Origin of the sequence: Xanthobacter tagetidis, from assembly GCF_003667445.1 — a bacterium.
GTDB lineage: Bacteria > Pseudomonadota > Alphaproteobacteria > Rhizobiales > Xanthobacteraceae > Xanthobacter > Xanthobacter tagetidis.
In genome coordinates this window covers 1-11,530 of the sequence record NZ_RCTF01000018.1, presented here as the reverse complement: position 1 = coordinate 11,530, position 11,530 = coordinate 1, and the positions used below count along the sequence as shown (strand labels likewise).

General features: G+C 67.5%; 13 protein-coding genes and 1 tRNA gene. 10 read left to right on the top strand and 4 right to left on the bottom strand.

The window, feature by feature from the left end:
- Positions 1-72 precede the first annotated feature (72 nt).
- A complete protein-coding gene (locus tag D9R14_RS18160) occupies positions 73-696 on the bottom strand; it encodes a glycosyltransferase (RefSeq protein WP_121624766.1) in 624 nt (207 codons plus the stop codon).
- A gap of 242 nt (positions 697-938) precedes the next feature.
- Between D9R14_RS18160 and murB the strand changes: the two genes are divergently transcribed.
- Both murB and D9R14_RS18150 read left to right on the top strand, forming a co-directional pair.
- Positions 939-1,886 carry a UDP-N-acetylmuramate dehydrogenase gene (gene murB / locus D9R14_RS18155; RefSeq protein WP_281042016.1) on the top strand — a complete coding sequence of 316 codons (948 nt, stop codon included), beginning with the start codon at positions 939-941 and terminating at the stop codon, positions 1,884-1,886.
- 280 nt (positions 1,887-2,166) lie between these two features.
- Positions 2,167-2,427, top strand: coding sequence for a hypothetical protein (locus tag D9R14_RS18150; protein WP_121624765.1), 261 nt, complete (start codon positions 2,167-2,169; stop codon positions 2,425-2,427).
- Between the two features lie 27 nt (positions 2,428-2,454).
- Here the strand turns inward: D9R14_RS18150 and D9R14_RS18145 are convergent, their stop codons facing one another.
- A complete protein-coding gene (locus D9R14_RS18145; protein ID WP_147453062.1) occupies positions 2,455-2,658 on the bottom strand; it encodes a hypothetical protein in 204 nt (67 codons plus the stop codon).
- On the bottom strand, positions 2,642-3,022 hold the full coding sequence (locus D9R14_RS18140) for a tautomerase family protein (RefSeq protein ID WP_121624763.1): 381 nt from the start codon (positions 3,020-3,022) through the stop codon (positions 2,642-2,644). The genes D9R14_RS18145 and D9R14_RS18140 overlap by 17 nt, the downstream gene beginning before the upstream one ends.
- A gap of 90 nt (positions 3,023-3,112) precedes the next feature.
- Between D9R14_RS18140 and D9R14_RS18135 the strand changes: the two genes are divergently transcribed.
- The 6 genes from D9R14_RS18135 (at position 3,113) to D9R14_RS18110 (ending at position 9,622) form a co-directional block, all read left to right on the top strand.
- Positions 3,113-3,970 carry a LysR family transcriptional regulator gene (locus D9R14_RS18135; protein ID WP_121624762.1) on the top strand — a complete coding sequence of 286 codons (858 nt, stop codon included), beginning with the start codon at positions 3,113-3,115 and terminating at the stop codon, positions 3,968-3,970.
- A 321-nt stretch (positions 3,971-4,291) separates the two neighbouring features.
- Positions 4,292-5,872 (top strand): 2-isopropylmalate synthase, encoded by a 1,581-nt coding sequence (locus D9R14_RS18130; protein ID WP_121624761.1) that lies wholly within the window; start codon positions 4,292-4,294, stop codon positions 5,870-5,872.
- Positions 5,873-6,290: 418 nt separating this feature from the next.
- Positions 6,291-7,262: a tripartite tricarboxylate transporter substrate-binding protein gene (locus D9R14_RS18125; RefSeq protein WP_121624760.1), complete on the top strand. Its 972-nt coding sequence runs from the start codon at positions 6,291-6,293 to the stop codon at positions 7,260-7,262.
- Positions 7,263-7,402: 140 nt separating this feature from the next.
- Positions 7,403-7,864 carry a tripartite tricarboxylate transporter TctB family protein gene (locus D9R14_RS18120; protein ID WP_121624759.1) on the top strand — a complete coding sequence of 154 codons (462 nt, stop codon included), beginning with the start codon at positions 7,403-7,405 and terminating at the stop codon, positions 7,862-7,864.
- Positions 7,865-7,874: 10 nt separating this feature from the next.
- Positions 7,875-9,374: a tripartite tricarboxylate transporter permease gene (locus tag D9R14_RS18115; protein ID WP_121624758.1), complete on the top strand. Its 1,500-nt coding sequence runs from the start codon at positions 7,875-7,877 to the stop codon at positions 9,372-9,374.
- Between the two features lie 172 nt (positions 9,375-9,546).
- Positions 9,547-9,622 (top strand) — tRNA-Lys (locus tag D9R14_RS18110).
- A 703-nt stretch (positions 9,623-10,325) separates the two neighbouring features.
- On the opposite strand, the gene D9R14_RS18105 is transcribed toward D9R14_RS18110, so the two are convergent.
- Entirely contained in the window at positions 10,326-11,012 is a 687-nt protein-coding gene (locus D9R14_RS18105; RefSeq protein WP_121624847.1) for a DJ-1/PfpI family protein, read from the bottom strand.
- 69 nt (positions 11,013-11,081) lie between these two features.
- Here D9R14_RS18105 and D9R14_RS23520 point away from each other — a divergent pair, with 69 nt between their 5' ends.
- Together D9R14_RS23520 and D9R14_RS18100 are read left to right on the top strand one after the other, a co-directional pair.
- Positions 11,082-11,213 carry a hypothetical protein gene (locus D9R14_RS23520; protein ID WP_281042015.1) on the top strand — a complete coding sequence of 44 codons (132 nt, stop codon included), beginning with the start codon at positions 11,082-11,084 and terminating at the stop codon, positions 11,211-11,213.
- 103 nt (positions 11,214-11,316) lie between these two features.
- A partial coding sequence (locus tag D9R14_RS18100; protein WP_147453061.1) for a hypothetical protein occupies positions 11,317-11,530 on the top strand: 214 nt, incomplete at its 3' end.

Sequence of the window (11,530 nt, the reverse complement as noted above, 5' to 3'; positions counted from 1 at the left end):
CGCTTCGCCGCGGGCGGATGAAGCCCGATGGCTGCGACAGCGCAAAGACCTTATCCCACACTGGGGCTTATTTTAGGTGGAAAGCGCCCCCTCCTCGCCCGGCTCGCCCCCCATCCCGTCGGCCAGCAGGACGCGGGCGCGCAGCACGTGAATGCCGCGCCGGCCGATGCGCGCCAGAAGCCGCTGCTCGGCCTTCACCCCGGAGGGATGGCCGCCGAGCCGATCATAGTGCCGGTGGGAGATGATGAGCCCCTGCCCCGGCTTCGGCAGGCCGAGCAGCGCGAGTCGCGCCGCGGCCACCGCCTCGCCGAGCCGCGGGCGCAGGCCGTAGCCGTCCACCGCCAGGCGGAAGGTACCGGCGATCCGCTCCGCCTGCCCCCGCCGTTCCGCGGCCTCGATGAAATGCGCCACCTCGCGCGCCCAGCCCTCCTCCAGGAACGACTGGTCGGTGAGGAACATCAGCCAGCGCCCCCGCGAGGCCGCGGCCCCCTGGCGCAGCCGGACGCCGAGATCGCCCACCGAGGGCAGGAAGGCGCAGCCCGCACCGTCGGCGATGGTGGCGGTGCCGTCGGTCGATCCGTTGTCCACCAGCGTCACGTCGCGCAGCACGCCGGCGGTCACGCCCTGCACCAGGGCGGACAGGACGGGCACCAGGCGGCGCTCGGAATTCTGGGTGGGGATGATGACGGACAGCAAAGGGCGGCGGCTCCTCTTGGAAGCAAGCTATACCGCCGGTTTGCGGGATCGTCGATGGCTGTGTGCAGTGCGATGAAAACGGTTGCACGGCACCCCCTGTCCGGGCGCCGCTCGGGGGCGGCGGGCAGACGCGCCGCCCGCACCGCGCTTGCCCTGGCTGCGCGCATGTGGGAGAGGCAGGCCGCGCCGAACGGGCCGCCTCGCGCGGCGGGAGATTTCGGCCCCAGCACGGGACGACCATCGTGGCAGATGCACAGGGGACCGCCGCTCCCGGCGCCGGCCTCGCCGACACGCTCAAGGCGGCGATGCCGCAGCTGCGCGGCACGCTTCAGGCCGGCATCTCGCTGGCCGATCTCACCTGGTTCCGGGTCGGCGGCCCGGCCGAGGTCCTGTTCCTGCCCGCGGACGCGGACGACCTCGCTTATGCTCTGGCGCATCTGCCGGCCGAGATCCCGGTGACGGTGATCGGCCTCGGCTCCAACCTGATCGTGCGCGACGGCGGCATCCCCGGCGTCGTCATCCGGCTCGGGCGCGGCTTCTCCGAAGTGGAGGTCGAGGGCACCCGCATCACCGCGGGCGCGGCGGTGCCGGACGTGAAGGTCGCACGCGCGGCGGCCGATCATGCCATTGCGGGCTTCTCCTTCCTGCGCGGCATTCCGGGCTGCATCGGCGGGGCGCTGCGGATGAACGGCGGCGCCTATGGCGGCGAGACCAGAAACGTGGTGGTAGCGGTGGAGGCGGTCACGCGCCGCGGCGAGAAGATCACCCTCGCCAATGCCGACATGGGCTATTCCTACCGGCACTCCTCCGTGCCGGACGACCTGATCTTCACCCGCGCCGTGTTCGAGGGCCGGCCGGGAGACGGGGAGGTGATCGCCGCGGAGATGGCAAAGATCACCGAGAGCCGCGAGGCGACCCAGCCCATCAAGAGCCGCACCGGCGGCTCCACCTTCAAGAACCCGCCTGGCACCAGCGCCTGGAAGCTGGTGGACGCCGCCGGCTGCCGCGGATTGACCATCGGCCAGGCGCAGGTCTCGGAACTGCACGCGAATTTCCTCATCAACCTCGGCGGCGCCACGGCCGCCGACATCGAGGGCCTCGGGGAGGAGGTGCGGCGACGCGTGAAGGAGACGAGCGGCGTCACGCTGGACTGGGAAATCAAGCGCATCGGCGTGCCGAAAGGCGCTTAGAGCCGGTTTGGAAAATCGCAGAAGTGGGTGCCTGGAGCTTCCTGACATCGTCAGCCAAGTCAGGGCCGGGCTTGTCCCGGCCATGACGCCGGTGGGCGCGGCCATTCCTCTTTTGACCGATCAAACGGGCGCTTGGGTATGGGCAAGGTGTCCCGCCCATCGCCGCGACCGGGCGCCGGTTGCCCGCGCGGGCAGTCATGATATGCAGAATGCCAGATACGCGTCGCCACATCCCGGGGCACCGGGAGGACGGCGGGCGCGAGCGGGAGCGCGAACCGGCATGGATTTCGAGAACTGGGACAAGGACGAGGCGGGGCGCCTGAAGGTGTGGCCGCTCCAGGCCTTCACCACCGCCATCTTCGACGGCAAGGTCGGCGCGCTGCGGCTGGAGGTGGGCCGCCCGAAGCCGGGCCTGCCCACCCCCGCGGTCCAGGTCTCCGCCCCCGCCGATCTGCTGCGGGCGCTGGCCGCCGCCTTGACCGAGGTGGCCGATGCGATTGAAGAGAAGGCCCCGTCCGGCAAGGAAGGCGCGCCGAACTGAGGCCGCCCAGGGCCAGTGTAGCCGACATCACAGCTTGCGCGGATCGCCGTGGATGATCTGCGCATTGATGGCGCGCTCGACATGGTCGCACCAGCGGCCGGCGGGAAATTCACGCGATGCGGAGATGGCCTTGGCGCGCCGCAGCCGCGCGACGGCCTGCCTCAGCCATCCCCTAAGCCGGATCGCCCGGATGGAGCCCGTGGCCGCACCGGCGTCAGGCGTATTGGGCAAGGCCATGGCCGAGCGACCAGTTCTCGCGCGCGCCCTCGATGAGGTTCACGAACACATCCTCCGGGCGGAGGCCGGGGTTCTCGCCGAGCCGCGCTGCGATCGTCGCAAACAAGGCCTTCTTCTGCTCCAGCGTCCGGGTGTTCATGGCGCTGATCTGGATCAGCACCAGATCGTCGCTGCGGGCGATGCCGAAATAGGACGCGCCATAGCGGAAGTCGGCGGCGTCGTGCAGGGTGATGGTCATGAACTGGTCGTCCTCGGGCACCGAGAACGTCTCGCGCATGGCGCGATAAATCCCGTCGAAGATCGCCTGGCGATAGGCGTCGGACTTTCCGGAACGCATGGCAATGTGAACGAGCGGCATTGGGGCCTCCCTGGTCGCGCAATCGACGGTAGGCCCGGCTGATATATTTTGATATGCTATCACTTCTAATAACAATGATAACGTATCATAATGAATGTCCCTGCCCTCGACCTGGATGCGGTCCAGGCCTTCGTTCGCATTGCCGAACTCGGAAGCTTCACCCGCGCCGCCGAGGCCATGCAGACGACGCAGGCCGCCGTCAGCCTGAAGCTCAAGCGGCTTGAGGAGCGCCTGGGCTGCCGGCTGGTCGAACGCACCCCGCGCCACGTGCAGCTCTCCGCACGGGGCGAAGCATTCCTCGACCATGCCCGCGAACTGCTCGCAGCGAATGACCGGGCGCTGGCCCTGTTCGCCACCGCGCGCCAGCGCCTCACCATCGGCATCAGCGACCACGTGGCGGGCCCGGAGCTTCCAGGCCTGATCGCGCGGATGAACGCGCAGGACCCGCATCTGGTGATCGAGATTCGCATCGGCTCGTCGGGCGACCTGCTCCAGAGCTTCGACCGGCGCGAGCTGGACACGGTGATCGTGCGCCTGCACGCCGGGCGCGACGACGGCGAATGCCTCGCGCAGGAGAAGTTCGGCTGGTTCGCGGCGCCGGGCTGGCAGCAGCGCGCGGGCGAGCCGCTGCCGCTCGCCACCATGGCGGAGCCATGCGGCGTGCGCGCGCTCGCCGGGCGCCTCCTCGATGAAGCCGGCGTGCCCTGGACCGAGGTATTCGTCGGCGGCGGCGTCACGGCGGTCGCGGCGGCGGTCACGGCCGGGCTTGGCGTGGCCGCTCTGGCACCCCGCATGCTGCCGCTCGGCGCCGTCGACGTGGGGCGCCGGCTCGCGCTGCCGGACCTGCCGCGCCTTCCGGTGCTGCTGCACACGCGGGTGGTGGACGCGCGGCCGCGCGCCGCGCTCGCGGCCCTCGCCGCCGCTTATCGTAACGCCGTGCGCGGCTGACGTTGCGCTTGCGCTCCGGTCACCGCTCGGGTAAGAGCAGCCTTCCAAGCATTTGAGCGAAGAGTAGAGCGCCCCCGTGTCGTCCCGCACGACCAAGACTGCCGCCTCTGCCCCCCGGACCGATCGGTTTCCGGGCAACGCTCTCATTCTGCGCGCGCTTCTGCTCCTTAGCCGCCCCTGAGGGCCGGCCGGGCTTGCGCCTGGGCACTCAGGGGTTGATGCCGCCGCCGGGAAGCCCCGGCGCCCCATTCGGCTTATGATCCGCACCCTGTGCCGCCCCGACGATGGCCGGCCCGCCGGATCGCCAGAAGGACCGCAGCGATGACCGACACCACCACGCCCCCCGTATCCGCGCCCGCGAGCAAGGCGGACCGGGTCATCATCTTCGACACCACCCTGCGCGACGGCGAGCAGTGCCCCGGCGCCTCCATGACCTTCGAGGAGAAGCTGGAGGTGGCCGCGCTCCTCGACGAGATGGGCGTGGACGTGATCGAGGCCGGCTTCCCCATCGCCTCCATCGGCGATTTCGAGAGCGTGGCCGAGATCGCCCGCCGCACCAAGAACGCCACCATCGCCGGCCTGTCGCGCGCCGCGCTCAACGACATCGACCGCTGCGCCGAGGCGGTGAAGCATGCGCGCCGCGGGCGCATCCACACCTTCCTGTCCACCTCGCCGGTGCACATGAAGTACAAGCTCCAGAAGGAGCCCGAGCAGGTTCTGGAGATGATCGTCGCCTCGGTCACCCGCGCCCGCAACCATGTGGACGACGTGGAATGGTCGTCCGAAGACGGCACCCGCACCGAGATCGACTTCCTGTGCCGCTGCGTGGAGGCCGCGATCAAGGCCGGCGCCACCACCATCAACATCCCCGACACCGTGGGCTACACCACCCCGAGCGAGTATGAGCGCCTGTTCCGCACCGTGATCGAGCGGGTGCCGAACTCCGACAAGGCGGTATTCTCCGTGCACTGCCACGACGATCTGGGCATGGCGGTCGCCAATTCGCTGGCCGGCCTCGCCGGCGGTGCGCGGCAGATCGAGTGCACCATCAACGGCATCGGCGAGCGCGCGGGCAATGCGGCGCTGGAGGAGATCGTCATGGCGATCAACACCCGCGCCGACGTGCTGCCCTACGCCACCGGCATCGACGCGACCATGCTCACCCGCGCCTCCAAGCTGGTTTCGGCGGTGACCTCGTTCCCGGTGCAGTACAACAAGGCCATCGTCGGCCGGAACGCCTTCGCCCACGAGAGCGGCATCCACCAGGACGGCATGCTCAAGCACACCCAGACCTACGAGATCATGACGCCGGAGAGCGTCGGCGTCTCCAAGACGTCGCTGGTCATGGGCAAGCATTCCGGCCGCGCCGCGTTCCGCGACAAGCTCAAGACCATGGGCTACGAACTGGGCGAAAACGCCCTCAACGACGCCTTCGCCCGCTTCAAGGATCTCGCCGACCGCAAGAAGGTGGTCTACGACGAGGACATCGAGGCGCTGGTGGACCAGGGCATCGCCGCCGCCCACGACCGCATCAAGCTGATCTCCCTGTCGGTCATCGCCGGCACGCGCGGGCCGCAGCGCGCCACCATGAAGATGTCGGTGGACGGCGAGGTGAAGACCGAGGAGGCCGAGGGCAACGGCCCGGTGGACGCCACCTTCAACGCCATCAAGGCGCTGGTGCCGCACAATGTGAAGCTCGACCTCTACCAGGTCCATGCGGTCACCGAGGGCACGGACGCGCAGGCCGAGGTGTCGGTGCGGCTGGAGGAGAACGGCAAGGCCGTGACCGCCCGCGCGGCGGACCCGGACACGCTGGTCGCCTCGGCGCAGGCCTACATCACCGCCCTCAACAAGCTGCAGATGAAGCGCCAGACGCTGAATGCGCAGAGCGCGGCGGGCTGACCGCGGCGCGACGGATACCGCCGCGGCGCTTCGCCGTGGCGGTATCCACAGGGACGTGTTCCCATCGCCGCAGGATGGCAGCGGCGTGCGCCCCCCCCGGGTCCGCCCGTGCCGTCCCGCCCATGGCGCGGCGTCGGACCAGGCCGGGCGGTCGCAAATTTTGTTTGTGGCGCCTTTGCGCCCTAAATGGCGCAAATTCAGGCAAAACCTCTCAATCCCTTGAAGACCCGCCGAACTTCGCGCCGCGATACACGTCCCGGTGGCAGAAAAGGCGATTTCTTCTGCTTTGCACATAATGCTGCATTGCAAAACTTCGCCTGCGGCACCGCGCAACACTTGACGCTCGCCACGGCGCCCGTTTCAAAGGCAGTAGCCGGCAACGGCCCAAAACGCTCCCAGGGGAGTTGAGGAGGACACCATGCGCATCTTCAAAGCGGCGCTCGCCCTCGCCGCCGCCGTTGGACTGTCGTCCGCGGCCGGCGCCCAGACCTATCCCAGCCGGCCCATCACCATGGTGGTGCCCTTCACCGCCGGCGGCCCGACCGATACCGTCGCCCGGCTGATCGCCGAGAGCATGTCGCGCACCCTCGGCCAGCAGGTGCTGGTGGAGAATGTCGGCGGCGCCGGCGGCACCCGCGGCGCGGGCCAGGTGGCGAAGGCCGCGCCCGACGGCTACACGCTCCTGCTCCACCACATCGGCCAGGCGACGTCGGCGACCCTCTACCGCAAGCTGCCCTACAAGCCCGGCAGCGACTTCGAGGAAGTGGGCCTCGTCACCGCCGTGCCGATGACCATCATCGGCAAGACCGGCTTCGAGCCGAAGACCTACAAGGAACTGGTCGACTACGTGAAGGCCAACAAGGACAAGGTCACGTACGGCAATGCCGGCGTCGGCTCGGCCTCGCATCTGTGCGGCATGCTGTTCATGTCCAAGGTCGGCACGCCCATGACCACCGTGCCCTATCCCGGCACGGGCCCGGCCATGAACGACCTGGTGGGCGGCCAGATCGACCTCCTGTGCGACCAGACCACCAACACCACCGGCCAGATCAAGGGCGGCAAGGTGAAGCCCTATGCCGTGACCACCAAGGACCGCGTGAAGTCGCTGCCCGACATCCCGACCACCACGGAAGGCGGCCTGCCGGTCGAGGTCGCGGTCTGGCACGGCATCTACGCCCCGAAGGGCACGCCGAAGGACGTGGTCGAGAAGATCAACAAGGCGCTCGACGCGGCGCTCGACGATCCCAAGGTGATCGCCCGCATGGCCGATCTCGGCACCGAGCCGGAGCCGAAGGACCGCCGCAGCCCCGCGGTCCACGAGAAGTTCCTGCAAGACCAGATCGCCCAGTGGAAGCCGATCATCGAATCGGCCGGCGTATTTGCAGATTGACGCTTAGTCATGCGGCTTCCGGGCTCGCGCTCGGAAGCCGTTTTGTTTATGCATGTGGTCGCCGCGTCGGCGTCACGTCGCGGGCACGGGGCAGGATCGCCCCCAAGATCACAAAAACGACCAGTGGCTGAGGGGAGGCTATGAGTTTGGTGCGCAATCCCAAGGACGTCCTTTCGGGACTTCTTTTCATCGCCCTTGCGGCGCTTTTCGCCTGGCAAGGGCTCGAACTGCCGTTCGGCACATCGGGCCGGATGGGCCCAGGCTACTTCCCCATGGTGCTGTCGGGCACCCTGGGACTACTGGGCCTGATCGTGCTGGTGAACGGCCTGCGCACACAAGGGGAAGCCCCCTCAAGCATCGCGTGGCGGGCGCTCATCATCCTCATCGGCTCGATCGTCTTCTTCGGCTTCGCCATGCGCCCGCTCGGCTTCCTGCCGGCCCTGGCGATCTCGGTGTTCGCCTCGACGCTGGCGAGCCAGAAGTTCCGCCTGCAATCGGCGATCATCAACACCGTGGTGATGACGGTCTTCTGCTGGGCGGTCTTCATCAAGGGCCTCGGTCTGCCGCTGCAGATCATCGGTCCGTGGCTCGGCGGATACTGAGGGGCGCGCCATGGAACTTCTCAGCAATCTCGAACTCGGGTTCTCGGTCGCCCTCTCGTTTCAGAACCTCTTCTATTGCTTCATCGGCGTGCTTCTCGGCACGCTGATCGGCGTGCTGCCGGGCCTCGGCCCGGTGGCCACAATCGCCATGCTGCTGCCGATCACCTTCGGCCTGCCGCCGGTCTCCGCCCTGATCATGCTCGCCGGCATCTATTACGGCGCGCAGTATGGCGGCTCCACCACCGCCATCCTCATCAACCTGCCGGGCGAATCATCCTCGGTGGTGACAGCGCTCGACGGCCACCAGATGGCCAAGAAGGGCCGCGCCGGCGCGGCGCTCGCCATCGCCGCGCTCGGCTCGTTCTTTGCGGGCACGGTCGCGACCTTCCTCTTGGCGCTGTTCGCCCCCCCGCTTGCCAACCTCGCGCTGCAGTTCGGCCCGGCGGAATACTTCTCGCTGATGGTGCTCGGCCTGATCGCCTCGGTGACGCTCGCCTCCGGCTCGATCGTCAAGGCGCTGGCGATGATCGTGCTCGGCCTGCTGCTCGGCCTGTCGGGGCAGGACATCTACACCGGTACGCCGCGCTTCACCTTCGACATGCAGGAACTGGCCGACGGCTTCGACTTCGTCGCGGTCGCCATGGGCATGTTCGGCATCGGCGAAATCATCCGCAACCTGGAGGACGAGCACCAGCGATCCCTGGTGGCGGCGAAGGTGAAGAGCCTCCTTCTCACCAAGGACGAGTTCAAGGCCAGCATCGCCCCGGTGCTGCGCGGCACGGCGATCGGCTCGGTGCTCGGCATCCTGCCGGGCGGCGGCGCCATGCTGTCCTCGTTCGCCTCCTACTCGATCGAGAAGAAGGTCTCCAAGACCCCGAAGGAGTTCGGCAAAGGCGCCATCGCCGGCGTCGCCGGGCCGGAGAGCGCCAACAATGCGGGCGCGCAGACCTCCTTCATCCCCATGCTGACGCTGGGCATCCCGTCCAACCCGGTGATGGCGCTGATGATCGGCGCGCTCATCATCCAGGGCATCACGCCCGGGCCGAACGTGGTGACGGAGAAGCCGGACCTGTTCTGGGGCATCATCGCCTCCATGTGGGTCGGCAATGCCATGCTGGTGCTGCTCAACCTGCCGCTGATCGGCATGTGGGTGCGCCTGCTGACCGTGCCGTACCACCTGCTGTTCCCGGCCATCATCGCGTTCTGCTGCATCGGCGTGTACTCGGTGAACAACAACGCCTTCGACGTCTATTCGATGGCGCTGTTCGGCGTGCTGGGCTACGCGCTGGTGAAGCTCGACTGCGAGCCGGCGCCCATGCTGCTGGGCTTCGTCATCGGCCCGATGCTCGAGGAATATCTGCGCCGCGCCATGCTGATCTCGCGCGGCGATCCCATGGTGTTCCTCACCCGGCCGATCTCGGCCTCGCTGCTGATCCTCGCTGCGATCGCGCTGGTGGTGGTGCTGCTGCCCTCGGTGCAGAAGACCCGCGAGGAGGCCTTCAAGGAGTGAGACGGCACGGCGGCGGCCTTCGGGCGCGCCGCCGTCCGGCCGGCCCGGCCGACCCGCTTGCTTGACCGTGCCGGACCCGGCCGACGATCCCTGGCAAAAAAGTGCGCCTCCGCTCTTGTAAGGGCGGGGGCGTTTTGCTACACGGACGCCTCCTTCCGGGGCCACCCGGAACGGGCGCATAGCTCAGTTGGTAGAGCAGCTGACTCTTAATCAGCGGGTCCTAGGTTCGAGCCCTAGTGCGCCCACCAAATTTCCTCAATGACCATGGAATTTGGCGGAGAGCCCCCCTTTGATGGGGCTCGTCTTCGTGATCTGGCACAGCCGAGGGGCTGGCCGGAGCGTGCCCTGGCTTTCCCTATGGACCGCCGCAAACCGTGGGGCTGGAGCCTAGTATGGACTCAGGCTGCAACCGCGCCTCAGCAACGATTCGGTTTCGCAATAATTGAAATCGAAACTCCGATTTGCAGGTTGAGCTGTAAGATAATTTCGCCCACTCCGGATGCGGCCGATGCCTCCAGACGAATTATGCAGAGTATAATTTGCCGTAATATCGTATGGGCACCGATTTTCGATTATCCAGTACTGGCCATGCCTCGAATTTGCTGAGACGCACGCCGTTGCATTGGCCGCAGCCAGAATCCAAAACGCTGCTGCCAGGGCCAAAGTCTTGATATTCATGGTCTGCCCTCCGAAAACTTGCTTACGGTAGCAGCACGCTTCTCGTGGATAATCACCCGTTTGGGGTGGATGCCGACATGCCGGAGAGCGCAATGCCCACGCATTGCAGGTCTCCCGGCTTTCGCCTCGTGCCGGCAGGCGGATGCGCGGGGCGAGAGGTCCCGTTCCGTCGGCGGTTTCCGGATGGAGCGGCCCTCGGAGAGGTTCGATTTGCCCCTCCGGGGCCTGCCTGTCACATCTGGGGAAGAAGGTCTTCGGTGTTCCGGCGGCGCTTCAGCGCATCCGCGCGGCGGCGTCCGCCACCCGCTCGAACCGGCGCTTGCGGCGCTCCTCGAGGCGCGCCCGCGTGGATGCGACCAGTTCGGGCGGCGCGGTGTCGGGCGAGCCGGCCTGAAACGGCGGTGCGGGATTGTATTCGATCCAAAGCTGGATCGCCTCGGCCGCGGACCGGCCGACCAGTTCGGCAACGACGGTCAGTCCCAGATCGATGCCGGCGGTGACGCCCCCGCCGGTGATGCGGTTGCGGTCGATGCAGACACGTTCATGTGAAATCTCGGCCCCGAGCATCGGCAGGGCTGCGAGCGCGTTCCAGTGCGTCGTCGCGCGATACCCCCTCAACAGCCCGGCCGCCCCCAACACCAGGGCGCCCGTGCAGACCGAGGTCACGAAGCGCGCGCCCTCGGCCTGACGTCGCAGAAAGTCGAGAACCTCGTCGTCTCCCAGCAGATCGTCGATGCCGAATCCGCCCGGCACGCAGATCACGTCGAGCTGGGGACAGTCCGCCAGGGTCATCGTAGGCGTAAGAGTGATGATGGCGTCGGTGGATACAGGCTCGATCCGCTTCCAAAGAACATGGACTTCGGCACCCGGAACAGCGGCAAAGACCTGCAGCGGACCCGTCATATCCAATTGCGTGATGCCCGGAAAAACCAATAGTCCGAATTTGAGCTTCTTGTTCATGGCGGGCTCCGGAATGATCTTGCCCATATCATCCTATCATGATTTTGATGTCAAAATGACCGAGTTCCCTTGAATTTGGACATCGCGGTGATCGCCATCCTGAGCGTCCCGCGCTTCGTGCCGAACGCGCTCTTGGTGCGCCCCGGCCGGCCCGCTGCCGCGCCCTTGCTCGCCTGCGCGTCGATTGCCCCCCAGGATTGAAAATTCCCGAGCGGGCACCTTGGCGCCAACCCAAATGGGTGATGTGGGCGCCGCAGCGTCATGGTTAGCGTCGGTGGAGATGTCCCTTCGAAGGGATCGGTCGATGGCTGCTTGGACCCTGGAGTTCGTCATGGCGCTCTTTCCCTTCCGCTTCGGCGGCCTCGGCGGTTTCGGCGCCCGCGCGAAGACGCCGGCGTTCGGCGGACTCGATGCCGCGAAGACCGTGCGCGAGGCCGCGGTCAATTCCGGCCCGGTGCAGCTCGATCCCAACGTCACCCTCACCAATGCCGACGGCACCGGCTTCGGCGGCGGCCGGC